The following is a 15000-nucleotide window of genomic DNA, read 5'->3' as shown; positions in this document are numbered from 1 at the left end:
CTAGTACGTCATCTTCTTTCATATCTAGTACAAAGAATGCCAATCGAACAGCCGTTTTCGGGCCAATTCCCGGCAACTTCATAAAGCTATCTATGAGCTTTGAAATCGGTTCTGGATAATGCATGTTTCAATATCCTCCTACTAGAACATTCCACCTGGTAAGTTTAAGCCTTTTGTGAATTGCCCCATTGTAGAGTTTGAAAGTTCCTCAGCTTGCTTAATTGCATCATTTGTTGCAGCTAATACAAGATCTTGTAACATTTCAATATCTTCTGGATCTACAACTTCTTCTTTAATTTTCACATCAAGAATTTGCTTGTGACCATTTGCGATAACCGTAACCATTCCGCCACCTGCTGTACCCTCAACTGTTTTTTCACCAAGTTCCTCTTGTGCTTTCGCCATTTGCTTTTGCATCTTTTGCATTTGCTTCATCATGTTATTCATATTTCCCATTCCGCCACGCATCATAATAAATTCCTCCTAGTTATTGTTATTCTTTTATTTCAATAAGTTGTTGCCCTACTAATTTTACCGCCTCATCTACGAGGGGATCTACTTTTTGTTCTGCAGCTTCTTCTGAATTTCCACCTTCACGCTGTAAAAATTCCTCTCGTATTTTCCCCCACTCACTCTTTGGAATTGCAATCATGTTTAACCTTTTACTAAGCAATTCAAAGAGAATCTGCTCTACAGTATCCATCGCATCACGATTTTCACTTGCCATTTTGCAATGTATCTCATATTGGAAAGCTAAAACATAAGAATCTTCAGAAGCTGCTACTGGTTCACTATTTTCTAATAATACAGCAAAAGCCACTTTGTTATAGGATTTAAGTCTTCCTAACAACTCACCCCATACACCTTTTAGCTGTTCTAAATTTTGGCGTTTTGCCTGCTTTAACACCTCATGTACACGACCAACAGGAATTTTCATATTCCCTGTCCGCACAGGTTTCGGCGCTGCACGTGTCTCTCTTACTTCCTGCCCTACACCAGCTGGTACTCCATTTTTCTTCACATGTTCCAATTCTTTTTCTAATTGTTGCATTCTGTTCATAATTGCTTGCAAACGATCCGCACCATTTGCTTGTACCATAAACTGCTGGCAAAGTTGTACCATAACAACCTCTAGGAAAATTCGCGGATGATTTGTCCACTTCATCTCCTGTTGCCCCTTACTAAGTGTATGAATAATTTCATAAATGATCTCAGGTTGCATCGCTTCACTTAGCATACGGAACTGTTCATCTACAATTACTCGTTCTAACATATGTTCTAATTGTGGTGAAGTTTGATATAAAAGCATATCACGATAATAGTAAATGAAATCTTCCATAAAACGAACTGGGTCTTTTCCTTTACTCATCATATCATCAATAATACGCAACGCTCTTGATACATCATTCTCTCTTATACATTCTACAAGATTACCTAAATATTGTTGAGAAACAGAACCTGTTACCGCTAAGACGTCCTCAGTCGTAACAATCTCATCGCTATAAGAAATAGCCTGATCAATCAGACTAAGCGCATCACGCATGCCACCTTCAGCAGCACGTGCAACAATTTGCAACGCCTCATCTTCTACCTTTGTACCTTCATTTGTAACAACTGTCGCTAGTCTCTCTACAATGTCATGTACTGATATCTTTCGAAATTCGAAGCGTTGACAGCGTGAAATGATTGTAGGTGGAATTTTATGAGGCTCTGTTGTCGCCAAAATAAAGATAACATGTGATGGCGGCTCTTCTAATGTCTTTAACAGCGCATTAAAAGCCCCCATAGAAAGCATGTGAACCTCATCGATAATGTATACTTTATATCTCACTGCACTTGGGGCATACTTTACTTTATCTCTTATATCTCGAATTTCATCTACACCGTTATTTGAAGCCGCATCAATTTCTAATACATCCGAAATAGACCCTTGTGTAATGCCTAAACACGCTGGACATTCATTACAAGGTTCAGCTACTGGAGCATGCTCACAGTTAATTGCCTTTGCAAATACTTTTGCAATTGTCGTTTTACCTGTTCCTCTCGGGCCAGAAAACAAATATGCATGCGAAGCTTTCTCCTGAAGAAGGGCATTCTGCAACGTTTTTGTTACGTGCTTTTGACCAACTACATCTTCAAACTTTTGCGGCCTCCATGTTCGGTATAACGCTTGGTATGACACGAAAATACGGCCTCCCTCAAAGGTTATTATCTTGTATATTATAACCCATTCTGTTTATAGATTCCAAAAGTTATTTTCTATGCAAAAAACCCACCTCTTTATATGAGGTGGGTTTTGTATACATATATAACTGCCGTGCACCTTCTGTCGATTACGTACCATAAGCGTTACTTAAGCAGTTAGCTCGGTTCAGGCACTCCTGCGGCACACGAGAAGACCCGCTTATTGCTGCTTCCTTCCGGACCTGACAAGGTTCACGGGGTCCCGTTGCGCAGGACCCAAACGTCAACACCACTTACTTAAGGCAGGCCTTACAGCAACATAACCTCGAGAAGGGATTCGGCCTCGCTAGAGCGGATTGCGAGTACAGGGCACCGCTACCTCCCCGCTTAGCACGGCAAAGTTAAAACCAATATTCGGTTGCCTTATTGAAGGCATTATCAGTATAACTTGTTTCTTCATAAATTGCAAACCTGTTAACGAGCAATATTTTCATCCAATTTTTTCTTTTGCTCTTTTCTCTTTTTTCGCAGCCCCTTAAAGAAGTTTGTTAACAACGCTCCACACTCTTCTTCCATCACACCAGATACTACTTCACATTGATGATTAAAACGCTCATCGGTTAAAAGGTTCATTAACGTACCTGCACATCCGCCTTTTGGATCACTTGCACCATATACCACACGTTTTACACGTGATAAAACAAGTCCACCTGCGCACATTGGGCATGGCTCTAATGTAACATATAGCGTAGCGTTTTCTAGGCGCCACGTACCTAACTTTTTGCAAGCTTCATCTATAGCTAATAACTCTGCATGAGCGATTGATCGTTGCTCTGTCTCCCTTAAATTATGAGCAACGCTGATCACTTCCCCATCTAGTACAATAACAGCTCCAATTGGAACTTCTTGAATTTCTTCAGCTTTCTTTGCTTCTTCTATTGCAAGCTGCATAAAATAAATGTCTTGTTCCATAATACAGTCCTCTCATTACGAATAAAGTATTATAACCCTTTACTCCTATATCAATCCATTTTGATTTTTGAGCATATAATCCCCTGCTAAGCAGAATAAAAATTGATCTCCACTCATTTTTTCCTTTCGGTTTCACCTGGCATGGGGCAGGAAAAGGATTTGATCGCTTCTATGCAGGATCACAACCTCTCTCCCGCTCTAAAAGAATGAGTCCATGCCCTTTTTTCATTTATATTCATATACGTACTATTCAATTATCCTTCTCCTTACAGATGCAGGATAACTTTCACACATTCAATCCAACCTAAAGAAAAGAAAGGGTGACTACATATGAAAAATACTGCACTGCTCATTATTGACATGATTAATGACTTTCAATTCTCACACGGGCCAATCCTTGCAAAAAAATGTCAAATAATTATAGAGCCCATCTTACAATTAAAACGAACAATGAAAATGAATGGTTATCCTGTTATTTATATTAACGATCATTACCAACTATGGAGAGCTGATATCGACCAACTTATTACTCATTGCACAAATAATTATAGCAAAAACATTATACAGGCAATTGCCCCCAGCACAGATGACTATGTTTTTATTAAACCACATTATTCGGCATTTTATGAAACTCCCTTAAATTCTTTATTAGGACATTTAAAGGTTGAAAAACTTATCATAACAGGGATTGCGGGAAACATATGCATCCTTTTTACAGCGAATGATGCTCATATGAGAAACTACACATTATATGTACCTCAAGATTGCACTGCTTCTAATTCTGATCAAGATAATAAACACGCTTTAAAAATAATGGAAACGACATTAAAGGCAAATATCATGCCCTCTCCTCAATTAAAATTTGAATAGCATGCGTCGATTTTCTAACTTTTTATGACAAATTAGTCCGCTTGCTTCCCTCTTATGCTACAATAATTCTGTTTTGTGCTTTTTATTTACAGGAAATTATGAATTGAAAGGAGGAAACAGCGTGACCGGAGTACCATTTATTACGGTTGAAGGACCAATCGGTGTTGGAAAGACTTCACTTGCGAAGGAAATTTCAACTCACATGCAACTCCATTTATTAAAAGAAATTGTTGATGAAAATCCTTTCTTAGGAAAGTTTTATGAAAACATTGAAGAATGGAGTTTTCAAACAGAAATGTTCTTTCTTTGTAATCGCTATAAACAATTGGAAGACATTAATATAAAATACTTGAATCAGCGTAAGCCAGTAGTAGCAGATTATCATATATTTAAAAATTTAATTTTTGCATCTCGCACATTAAAAGACGCTCAATATGACAAGTACATGCAAATTTATCGTATCCTTACGCAGGATATGCCCGTACCAAATGTCATTGTATATTTAACAGCGAGCCTAGAAACATTACAAAAACGGATCGCGATGCGTGGACGTGAATTTGAGAAAAACATGGATCCAAATTACTTACTACAACTTACCAAAGATTACGAAACGGCAATGGATGCCTTTAAAAAAGACCATCCTGATATTCCAGTGTTAAAATTCAATGGAGATAACATGGATTTCGTTAAAAATAGTGAAGACTTGAATGTAATTTTATCCACTCTCCAAAATACACTCTCAAAGGGGACGAAATAGCAATGAATTTAAGGCAAAAGTATGATATACCAAATGATGCAGTAATTACAATTGCTGGTACAGTCGGAGTTGGTAAATCAACTATGACAACGGCACTGGCTAACGCTTTAGGTTACCGTACATCATTTGAAAAAGTAGATTCGAATCCATATTTAGATAAGTTCTATGGTGATTTCACACGCTGGAGCTTCCACTTACAAGTTTATTTTTTGGCAGAAAGATTTAAAGAACAAAAAAGAATCTTCGAATACGGCGGTGGCTTTGTACAAGATCGCTCTATCTATGAAGATACTGGTATTTTTGCAAAAATGCATCACGAAAAAGGAACAATGACGGAAACGGACTATGAAACATACAAAGGGTTGTTCGATGCAATGGTTATGACACCTTACTTCCCTCATCCAGACTTACTAATCTATTTAGAAGGTTCTTTTGATGATATTGTCAGTCGCATTCAAGAACGTGGTCGCCCAATGGAACAACAAACACCAATTGAGTATTGGCAAGAAATGCACGGGCGTTATGAAAATTGGATTAATAACTTTAACTCATGTCCAATCCTGCGTCTAAATATTAATGAATATGATATCTTAAAAGATGAAAACTCGATTGAACCAATCATTAAGAAAATTGGACACTTTTTAGAACAAACACGTAAGCTTGTGAAATAAAAAACCCGTGCAGATGCACGGGTTTTTCCATTAACTTACTTCTTCTTTTTCGTTGGAGCAATAATTTCGCTCTCAGGTTTCCCAGCATTAATGCGCTGACGAACGGTGCTTGTACTAATATCATAGGCTTCTGCAATTTCTTTAACAGTCATTTCTTTTCCATTAATAATTGCTGTTAATACTTTACCAGTACGTTTTGGAGCTGCTTCTTTTTCAGCAGTTTTTTTCGGTGCCTCTACTTTTTTCGCTTCTTTCTTCACATTACAAGTACAACCGCAAAGTTTACGGAATGTATCATCACTTATAATACGAGATACGTTTGCACCACTATTTAAAATTCTATTGTTCTTACAGACTGGGCATTGTACATAATATAAAGTTTTTCCATCTAGAGGAAATGTTTGTATAATAAGATCCATGTTGACTCCTTTCATATCTATGAAGATAATCATCGGAATATGAGTGTTTCATAAGGCCAAACTTCACCTTACATCATACTTTCTGATTGGCTTTAAAATAAAAACTCGTTACGTGTTGGTAACGAGTTCTCCAATCTCCACTTATATGCGCTGTTGTCAATTATATCTGGAGGAGGTAGAGGGATTCGAACCCCCGCGCGACTCTCGCCGCCTGTCGGTTTTCAAGACCGATCCCTTCAGCCAGACTTGGGTATACCTCCATATTGACATCCAATATAATATCAAAAGAAAAACAGTTAGTCAACCCTACCATCATAAATTATGAGGAAAGGAAAATGTACTTTTCCTTTCCCTTCATGTTGCTACTGACAACACCTGGAATTACCAATCACTCATACCGATGAAAGTTTTAATTTATTTAATAACTGTTTTTCCTCCCATATAAGGGCGAAGAACTTCTGGAATTATAATTGTACCATCTTCTTGCTGGTAGTTTTCTAAAATCGCTGCAACTGTACGTCCAATTGCAAGTCCAGATCCATTTAGTGTATGAACAGGTTCTGGTTTAGCATTTGGTTCACGACGGAAACGAATATTCGCACGTCTTGCTTGGAAAGCTTCAAAGTTACTACAAGAAGAAATCTCACGATATGTTCCATAACTTGGAATCCATACTTCGATATCATATTTCTTCGCTGCTGTAAATCCTAAATCTCCTGTACACATGCTCATAACACGATATGGTAGACCTAATAATTGTAACACGCGTTCTGCATCATTTGTTAATTTTTCTAATTCTTCATAAGAATCTTCTGGTTTAACAAATTTCACAAGCTCAACTTTATTAAATTGATGCTGACGGATTAAACCACGTGTATCACGACCAGCTGAACCCGCTTCAGAACGGAAGCATGCACTAAATGCTGCATAACGAATTGGCAATTGGTCTGCACTTAAAATCTCATCACGATGCATATTTGTTACAGGTACTTCAGCTGTAGGAATCAAGAAATAGTCTTCACTTTCAATACGGAATGCATCTTCTTCAAATTTTGGAAGCTGTCCTGTCCCTGTCATGCTTGCCCGATTTACCATATATGGAGGCAACACTTCTTCATATCCATGTTCTTCTGTGTGAAGATCAAGCATAAAACTAATTAAAGCACGTTCTAACTTTGCACCTGCACCTTTAGAAAATACAAAGCGGCTTCCCGTTACTTTAGCAGCACGCTCGAAATCTAAAATCCCTAAGTCAGTTGCAAGATCCCAATGAGGTTTTGGTTCAAAATTAAATTCTTTTACTTCTCCCCAAGTACGAGCTACTACGTTATCATCTTCTGTGTCACCAATTGGCGCAGATTCATGAGGGATATTTGGGATAGAAAGCATTAATCTTTCTAAATCTTCTTCAACTGTACGAAGCTCATTATCAAAGTCTTTTACTTTCTCTCCTACTTCACGCATTTCTAAGATTAGCGCTTCTGCATCTTTCTTTTCACGCTTTAATACAGAAATTTGTTGAGATACTTCATTCCGCTTGCTTTTTAACTCTTCCGTTTGAACAAGCAACTCTCTTCTTCTTGTATCTAGTTCTTCGAAACGGCCGAAATCAGTTAAGTCTTCGCCTCTATGCTGTAACTTTGCTTTTACTTCTTCAAAATTCGCACGTAAAAATTTAATATCAAGCATTATATATTCCTCCTTTTATTTTATAAAACACAAAAAACTCCCGTCCCTATAAAAAGGGACGGGAGTTAACCCGCGTTGCCACCCTAGTTGAAAGCAATATTGCTTTCCTCTCAAGTAGAAATAACGACTCTTCACCGGAAATGTTTACTAATCATAAAGATATTCCACATTTCATTCCAGGATGGATTCACAAACTGTTTCTATCGGTTTACACCAACCACCGACTCTCTATAAGAAACACCATTTGTTACTATTTCCTATCAACACGTTTATTTTATAAAATTGTTACCATCAATTTACTATAATCTTATACAAGTTGCAAGTTACTTATACAACTTTTTTCATTTTTTCTTCTTTCACCATTTGCACAAAATATGCTGTAACACGATGATCATCCGTTAACTCCGGATGGAAAGAAGCTGCTAAAAATGGTCCTTGTCTTACTGCTACCATTCGATCATTGTGCATAGAAAGAATTTCTACGTTTTCCCCTACACTTACAACGTATGGTGCACGAATAAATACACCAATAAAGTCTTCTCCTACACCTTTTATCGAAAGGGCAGCTTCGAAGCTATCCTTTTGGCGTCCAAACGCATTACGTTCAACTGTAATATCCATAGCACCGATATGAGATTCTTCATAACCAATAAGATTGTTTGCAAGTAAAATCATACCTGCACACGTACCAAACATTGGTTTACCAGATTTCGCAAATTCACGAAGTGGTTCCATAAAATCGTACTTATCAATAAGACGACGCATTGTTGTACTTTCGCCACCTGGCAAAATAAGACCATCAATTTCTTCAAGTTGTTCTATACGTTTTACAATTACAGCTTCTGCACCACTTGCTTCAACTGCTTTTACATGCTCACGAACAGCACCTTGAAGACCTAATACACCGACTTTAACCATTTCAAAATCTCCTTTAATTACCAACCGCGCTCTTGCATGCGTTGTTCTGGTAATAATGTTGAAATTTCGACACCTTTCATTGCAGTACCCAATCCTTTAGAAAGGCTTGCAATTAGTTCATAATCTTCGTAATGTGTCGTTGCTTCAACAATTGCACGTGCAAATTTTTCTGGGTTTTCTGATTTGAAGATACCAGATCCTACAAACACACCATCTGCACCAAGTTGCATCATTAATGCAGCATCTGCTGGCGTTGCTACACCACCTGCTGCAAAGTTTACAACTGGCAGACGACCAAGACGTTTAATTTCCAGTAATACTTCATATGGAGCACCAGTATTTTTTGCATATGTCATTAATTCGTCTTCACGTAGGTTCGCAACTTGACGGATTTCAGCGTTTACTTGACGCATATGTCGCACTGCTTCTACAATGTTTCCTGTTCCAGGCTCGCCTTTTGTACGAAGCATAGATGCGCCTTCTGCAATACGACGCGCTGCCTCTCCAATATCACGACATCCACATACAAATGGAACAGTGTAATCACGTTTATTTAAATGATATACTTCATCAGCTGGAGTTAATACTTCACTCTCATCGATGTAGTCTACCCCTAATGATTCTAGCACACGTGCTTCCACAAGGTGACCAATACGGCATTTTGCCATAACCGGAATTGATACAGCACCCATAACCTCTTCAACAATTGTTGGATCTGCCATACGTGCAACGCCACCTGCTGCACGAATATCTGCAGGAACGCGTTCTAGTGCCATAACTGCAACTGCGCCCGCTTCTTCTGCAATTTTTGCTTGCTCAGCGTTAACTACGTCCATGATAACGCCGCCTTTTTGCATTTCTGCCATTCCACGTTTTACACGTTCTGTCCCTGTTACATTTGTCATGTACAAAAACCCCCCTAGGTGAATTGCTTTTCCCCGTTAAAGGCGAAAATTAAGAATACTCTTACATTCTACCACTAACTATTAGAGGCTTGTCCACTACTTTTTCATAAAGTCGGTATGAAAAATGGAATAATAAAAAAAAAGCTCCTACAATGAGGAACTCTTAAAACCAACCTTTTACTGTGTCAACAGCACTATTCCAAATTCCACTAAAGAAAGAGCCAACGCCACGCATAGAGCGTGTAAACCAGTTTGCTTCTTCTACTTCTGATTTTGTAACAAGATCTACTTGTAATGATTTACCTGATAAAAATCCAGGGTCATTATTATCTTTAGGGGATACAATCATTTGACCAAGTGTTGTACCTTTTTTAATTGGTGCTTCTTTTTCTTTACCTGTATCTTTAAATTCTGTTTTATATACTTCTTTACTTCCTTTTGGTATCGGAAGTGTAACAGCTTGTTTCGTTTGTAATGCAACATCTTTATCTTTTGCATTTTCTACTCGTACAGTTTCATGCCCTTTTATTGCAGAACCTTTTGGATACACTTTTTTCACATCAAAGTTTGTAAAGCCATAATCAAATAATTTTTTTGTTTCGTCAAAACGTGCTGTATGAGAATTTGTTTTAATAACGACAGAAATTAAACGCATACCATTTCTTTCCGCTGTACCTGTAAAACAATCTCCAGCTTCTGGAGTAGATCCTGTTTTCAAGCCATCTACACCTTCATATTCCTTAACTAGTCCTTTTAGCATCCAGTTCCAGTTATCCATTTTAACAGGATATTTTCCACCTTCTTGGAACACTTTTTTCGGAATTTTCGCTGTATCTAATACTTTAGGGAAATCTTGAATTAGACGTTGCGCTAAAATCGCGACCTCTCTCGCAGACATTTTATTTTCTTCATCCGGTGTTGTGCCTTCAGGATGGTGTCCTTTTAAATCATGGTTTGTTAAGCCTGTAGAGTTTACGAATTTATAATTTTTTAATCCAAACTCTTTCGCCTTATCATTCATCATTTTTACAAAGTCTACTTCTTTACCTGCAACTGCTTCTGCTAAAGCAATCGTTGCACCATTTGCAGAATAGATTGCCATTGCCTCATATAACTCTTTTACCGTATAAGAGCCACCATTTTCTAATGGAACGTTTGATAATGAGCGATCTTGTGAAATCTTATGTGCATATTCAGAAACTGTTACCTTTTGGTCCCACTTAAGTTTCCCTTTAGCCACCGACTCATTAACTAAGTATTCACTCATCATTTTCGTCATACTAGCAATTGCTAATAATTCATCTGCATTTTTTTGATACAAAATTTTCCCTGAATTTGCTTCTACTAAAATTGCTGCTCCTGCTTCAACGTTTAAAGCAGCACCCGTTTCTGCTGATGCACTGCCATATGTAACAAACATGCTGCAAAATAGTGTAAGCACTGTTACCATTGCAATGAATCGCTTGCAAAACATACCTTTCACTTCTGTTACCCCCAATATCTTTGTACTCACATAACCGTTATTCTAACATAATCAAAAAAAAATAGACAGAGATATCAAATCTCCATCTATTTACATATAAGACATTATAAAGAGTAATTTGGAGCCTCTTTTGTAATTTGTACGTGATGTGGGTGACTCTCACGTAAACCAGCACCTGACATACGAATGAATTGTGCATTCTCACGTAAGAATTCTAAGTCATTTGCTCCACAATATCCCATACCTGCACGTAATCCACCAACCAATTGGTGAACTGTATCAGCTAGAGGTCCCTTAAATGGTACACGGCCTTCGATACCTTCTGGAACAAGTTTTTTGTTTCCTTCTTGGAAATAACGATCTTTACTTCCTTTTTCCATCGCTCCAACAGAACCCATACCGCGATATACTTTAAATTGGCGACCTTGGTAAATTTCAGTTTCTCCTGGGCTTTCAGCTACACCAGCAAACATACTACCAAGCATTACAACGTTTGCTCCTGCTGCTAAAGCTTTTACCATATCTCCAGAGTATTTAATACCACCGTCAGCAATAACTGGGATACCGTGTTTACGAGCTTCTGTCGCACAATCATATACTGCTGTTAATTGCGGTACACCAACACCAGCTACAACACGTGTTGTACAGATAGAACCTGGTCCAATACCAACTTTGATAACATTTGCACCTGCTTCAATTAATGCGCGTGTTGCTTCAGCTGTGGCAACGTTACCTGCAATAATATTCAATGTCGGATACTTTGCACGAACTTCTTTTACCTTCTCAATAACACCTTGAGAATGTCCGTGAGCTGTATCAAGTACAATTACGTCTACGTTTGCTTTTACTAATGCATCGATACGAAGAATAGCATCTGCAGTTACACCAACTGCTGCTCCAACTAATAAACGACCTTGTTTATCTTTTGCAGAGTTTGGAAACTCAATTACTTTTTCAATATCTTTAATAGTGATAAGCCCTTGTAATACACCGCTATTATCAAGAAGAGGGAGCTTTTCAATTTTGTATTTCTGTAGGATCTTTTCAGCTTCTTCTAGTGTTGTACCAACTGGAGCTGTAATCAATTGTTCCTTTGTCATCACATCGGAAATTTTGATGGAATAATCTTGGATAAAACGCATATCACGGTTTGTAATAATACCAACTAATTTTTGCTCTTCTAAATTATTTACAATTGGTACACCTGAGATACGATATTTTCCCATAAGATGTTCTGCATCATATACTTGATGTTCTGGAGTTAAAAAGAAAGGATCTGAGATAACGCCGCTTTCAGAGCGTTTTACTTTATCAACCTGCTCAGCTTGTTGCTCGATAGACATATTCTTATGAATAATCCCTAAACCGCCTTGACGCGCCATTGCAATAGCCATATCAGCTTCTGTTACTGTATCCATCCCTGCGCTAATTAAAGGAATGTTTAACTGCAAGCTTTCAGATAGAACTGTTTTAACACTCACTTCTCTTGGCAATACATCTGACTTCGCTGGTACAAGTAATACATCATCGAATGTCAAACCTTCTTTAACAAATTTAGATTCCCACATAATTGTTCCCCCCATGATACCAGAAATTATTATTAGTAGCTTAACAATTGGTTAAAATACTGTCAAGAACGTACATATATGTTAGAATTTTTAGACAATAAAAGGAGCGTAATATATGCATCATCCATCTTATACTTGGCAGCAATTAAGTTTCTTTTTTTCATCCCAACATGTACAGCGTTATCTTGCCCGCTGTTATGAAAAATTACCAATTGAAAACGCCGAAAAGAAAAGTTTCGAGAATTGCTATCCTTTCATTTATTATTTGGAACACGGAAAAAGTTATTATGAATTATGTAAAACTGCACCTTTCTCTATTCAGCCTATGTTGTTATTTTACGGGATGAGTCAACTTTTAAAAGCATGTTTATTAACCGTTGATCCAAACTATCCAGAATCAACAACCGTCTTAGCTCATGGAGTTACAACGCGTAAACGAAAAAAACAAGGATACCAGTTTTTAGAGGATGAGGTTAAAGTACAGAAAAATGGATTATTCACTCATGTTGCAGAACGGATGTTTCACATGAAACACTTAGAGGCAGAAAAATTTATTATGCTAGAACTAATGGGGAAAATTCCTGAATTAAAAACCCTATTTCAACATAGTCAAAAAGAGAAAATATTATATAAAGTTAATGTGGTAGACGAACAGCATATTTCATTTTCCTCTGGCATACTTGATCGCTTACACATGACGCAAGAACGTTTTTCTCGTTACATAGAAACATCTTGTAAGCACCTCTTTATACAGTACATACCGAGTGAAGAGGCTGAATCTGATTTGTTATTTTCAGCTTCCTCTAAAACATGGAACCCTTTATACAGTACACCATTTTCTTATGATTGCAATACCAGCACTTATTATTTGCCAATAACTAAAGATGTAAGAGATTGTAAATCACTCTTACCAGAACTACTCATACATTATTTATTACTCTACAATTTAAGTATGATTTCTCGCTACGAGACTGACTGGTGGTACGACTTATTAGGAAGCTACGCCTCTGAAGATTATCCATTTATTTATCAATTTTTAGGGGTTTCCGCAAAAAAAATCCCTTACTATGTTTTATTATTTTTACTAGGTCAACACTCTCCGATTTCTTAGGAAATAAAAAAGCACGAGTCAATTGACTCGTGCTTTAATTGCTTGGCGACGTCCTACTCTCACAGGGACAAGGTCCCAACTACCATCGGCGCTAGAGAGCTTAACTTCCGTGTTCGGTATGGGAACGGGTGTGACCTCTCTGCCATCATCACCAAACTATTGAAGGCATATTCCTTCAAAACTAGATAACATTTGCTTCATATTATATGGTTAAGTCCTCGATCTATTAGTATTCGTCAGCTCCACATGTCACCATGCTTCCACCTCGAACCTATCAACCTGATCATCTTTCAGGGATCTTACTAGCTTACGCTATGGGAAATCTCATCTTGAGGGGGGCTTCATGCTTAGATGCTTTCAGCACTTATCCCTTCCGCACATAGCTACCCAGCTATGCCCTTGGCAGAACAACTGGTACACCAGCGGTGCGTCCATCCCGGTCCTCTCGTACTAAGGACAGCTCCTCTCAAATTTCCTACGCCCACGACGGATAGGGACCGAACTGTCTCACGACGTTCTGAACCCAGCTCGCGTACCGCTTTAATGGGCGAACAGCCCAACCCTTGGGACCGACTACAGCCCCAGGATGCGATGAGCCGACATCGAGGTGCCAAACCTCCCCGTCGATGTGGACTCTTGGGGGAGATAAGCCTGTTATCCCCGGGGTAGCTTTTATCCGTTGAGCGATGGCCCTTCCATGCGGAACCACCGGATCACTAAGCCCGACTTTCGTCCCTGCTCGACTTGTAGGTCTCGCAGTCAAGCTCCCTTATGCCTTTGCACTCTACGAATGATTTCCAACCATTCTGAGGGAACCTTTGGGCGCCTCCGTTACACTTTAGGAGGCGACCGCCCCAGTCAAACTGCCCACCTGACACTGTCTCCCGGGTCGATAAGACCCGTAGGTTAGAATTTCAATACAGCCAGGGCGGTATCCCACCAGCGCCTCCACCGAAGCTAGCGCTCCGGCTTCAAAGGCTCCCGCCTATCCTGTACAAGCTGTACCAAAATTCAATATCAGGCTACAGTAAAGCTCCACGGGGTCTTTCCGTCCTGTCGCGGGTAACCTGCATCTTCACAGGTACTATAATTTCACCGAGTCTCTGGTTGAGACAGTGCCCAAATCGTTACACCTTTCGTGCGGGTCGGAACTTACCCGACAAGGAATTTCGCTACCTTAGGACCGTTATAGTTACGGCCGCCGTTTACTGGGGCTTCAGTTCAGAGCTTCGCTTGCGCTAACCCCTCTCCTTAACCTTCCAGCACCGGGCAGGTGTCAGCCCCTATACTTCGCCTTACGGCTTCGCAGAGACCTGTGTTTTTGCTAAACAGTCGCTTGGGCCTATTCACTGCGGCTTTCCGTTAAGAAAGCACCCCTTCTCCCGAAGTTACGGGGTCATTTTGCCGAGTTCCTTAACCAGAGTTCTCTCGCTCACCTTAGGATTCTCTCCTC

The 15000-nt window shown here is 38.9% G+C and carries 14 protein-coding genes, 1 tRNA gene, 2 rRNA genes, 1 other RNA gene and 1 other annotated feature (2 of these 19 running past the window's edge); of the genes, 4 read left to right on the top strand and 14 right to left on the bottom strand.

What is annotated here, in order from left to right; all coding sequences use genetic code 11:
- The 5 genes from recR to tadA form a co-directional block, all read right to left on the bottom strand.
- A protein-coding gene (gene recR / locus QRY57_RS01770) for a recombination protein RecR (protein ID WP_017150461.1) crosses the window boundary here: on the bottom strand, positions 1-124 show its beginning. Its footprint begins 473 nt before the window's first position; the window shows 124 of its 597 coding nt (coding positions 1-124); its start codon is at positions 122-124; its stop codon lies off the left edge, out of view.
- A gap of 17 nt (positions 125-141) precedes the next feature.
- Positions 142-468: a YbaB/EbfC family nucleoid-associated protein gene (locus tag QRY57_RS01765; RefSeq protein ID WP_170833727.1), complete on the bottom strand. Its 327-nt coding sequence runs from the start codon at positions 466-468 to the stop codon at positions 142-144.
- Between the two features lie 25 nt (positions 469-493).
- Positions 494-2182 carry a DNA polymerase III subunit gamma/tau gene (gene dnaX, locus QRY57_RS01760; protein WP_208019454.1) on the bottom strand — a complete coding sequence of 563 codons (1689 nt, stop codon included), beginning with the start codon at positions 2180-2182 and terminating at the stop codon, positions 494-496.
- 133 nt (positions 2183-2315) lie between these two features.
- Positions 2316-2580: signal recognition particle sRNA large type (ffs, locus tag QRY57_RS01755), an RNA gene on the bottom strand.
- 78 nt (positions 2581-2658) lie between these two features.
- The gene (tadA, locus tag QRY57_RS01750; RefSeq protein ID WP_208019453.1) at positions 2659-3156 is read right to left on the bottom strand and encodes a tRNA adenosine(34) deaminase TadA; all 498 of its coding nucleotides are present in this window, start codon (positions 3154-3156) and stop codon (positions 2659-2661) included.
- 330 nt (positions 3157-3486) lie between these two features.
- On the opposite strand from tadA, the gene QRY57_RS01745 reads away from it, so the two are divergent.
- The 3 genes from QRY57_RS01745 to QRY57_RS01735 all read left to right on the top strand — a co-directional run bounded on the left by QRY57_RS01745 (position 3487) and on the right by QRY57_RS01735 (position 5454).
- Positions 3487-4026 carry a cysteine hydrolase family protein gene (locus tag QRY57_RS01745; RefSeq protein ID WP_098303268.1) on the top strand — a complete coding sequence of 180 codons (540 nt, stop codon included), beginning with the start codon at positions 3487-3489 and terminating at the stop codon, positions 4024-4026.
- 121 nt (positions 4027-4147) lie between these two features.
- Positions 4148-4783, top strand: coding sequence for a deoxynucleoside kinase (locus tag QRY57_RS01740; protein WP_208019451.1), 636 nt, complete (start codon positions 4148-4150; stop codon positions 4781-4783).
- A 2-nt stretch (positions 4784-4785) separates the two neighbouring features.
- Positions 4786-5454, top strand: a complete 669-nt coding sequence (locus QRY57_RS01735) for a deoxynucleoside kinase (protein ID WP_286016563.1) — start codon at positions 4786-4788, stop codon at positions 5452-5454.
- 35 nt (positions 5455-5489) lie between these two features.
- On the opposite strand, the gene QRY57_RS01730 is transcribed toward QRY57_RS01735, so the two are convergent.
- The 7 genes from QRY57_RS01730 to guaB form a co-directional block, all read right to left on the bottom strand.
- Positions 5490-5873 carry a sigma factor-like helix-turn-helix DNA-binding protein gene (locus tag QRY57_RS01730; RefSeq protein WP_208019449.1) on the bottom strand — a complete coding sequence of 128 codons (384 nt, stop codon included), beginning with the start codon at positions 5871-5873 and terminating at the stop codon, positions 5490-5492.
- 167 nt (positions 5874-6040) lie between these two features.
- A tRNA-Ser gene (locus tag QRY57_RS01725) sits at positions 6041-6133 on the bottom strand.
- Positions 6134-6287: 154 nt separating this feature from the next.
- On the bottom strand, positions 6288-7562 hold the full coding sequence (serS, locus tag QRY57_RS01720) for a serine--tRNA ligase (protein ID WP_026593371.1): 1275 nt from the start codon (positions 7560-7562) through the stop codon (positions 6288-6290).
- Between the two features lie 51 nt (positions 7563-7613).
- Positions 7614-7835: a binding site (T-box leader), on the bottom strand.
- Between the two features lie 54 nt (positions 7836-7889).
- On the bottom strand, positions 7890-8480 hold the full coding sequence (gene pdxT / locus QRY57_RS01715; RefSeq protein ID WP_286016562.1) for a pyridoxal 5'-phosphate synthase glutaminase subunit PdxT: 591 nt from the start codon (positions 8478-8480) through the stop codon (positions 7890-7892).
- A gap of 17 nt (positions 8481-8497) precedes the next feature.
- Positions 8498-9385 carry a pyridoxal 5'-phosphate synthase lyase subunit PdxS gene (gene pdxS, locus QRY57_RS01710; RefSeq protein WP_026593373.1) on the bottom strand — a complete coding sequence of 296 codons (888 nt, stop codon included), beginning with the start codon at positions 9383-9385 and terminating at the stop codon, positions 8498-8500.
- A 163-nt stretch (positions 9386-9548) separates the two neighbouring features.
- A complete protein-coding gene (locus tag QRY57_RS01705; protein WP_286016561.1) occupies positions 9549-10868 on the bottom strand; it encodes a D-alanyl-D-alanine carboxypeptidase family protein in 1320 nt (439 codons plus the stop codon).
- A gap of 104 nt (positions 10869-10972) precedes the next feature.
- The gene (guaB, locus tag QRY57_RS01700; RefSeq protein WP_026593375.1) at positions 10973-12436 is read right to left on the bottom strand and encodes an IMP dehydrogenase; all 1464 of its coding nucleotides are present in this window, start codon (positions 12434-12436) and stop codon (positions 10973-10975) included.
- A gap of 115 nt (positions 12437-12551) precedes the next feature.
- Between guaB and QRY57_RS01695 the strand changes: the two genes are divergently transcribed.
- Positions 12552-13547, top strand: a complete 996-nt coding sequence (locus QRY57_RS01695; protein WP_026593376.1) for a YaaC family protein — start codon at positions 12552-12554, stop codon at positions 13545-13547.
- A 40-nt stretch (positions 13548-13587) separates the two neighbouring features.
- Here QRY57_RS01695 and rrf read toward each other — a convergent pair.
- Positions 13588-13703 (bottom strand): 5S ribosomal RNA (rrf, locus tag QRY57_RS01690).
- A gap of 50 nt (positions 13704-13753) precedes the next feature.
- A 23S ribosomal RNA gene (locus QRY57_RS01685) occupies positions 13754-15000 on the bottom strand; it runs 1674 nt beyond the window's last position.

It is taken from the genome of Bacillus arachidis (genome assembly GCF_030285945.1).
Lineage (GTDB): Bacteria > Bacillota > Bacilli > Bacillales > Bacillaceae_G > Bacillus_A > Bacillus_A arachidis.
The sequence above is the reverse complement of the archived record's forward strand: the minus strand, read 5'-3'. Positions and strand labels throughout refer to the sequence as shown.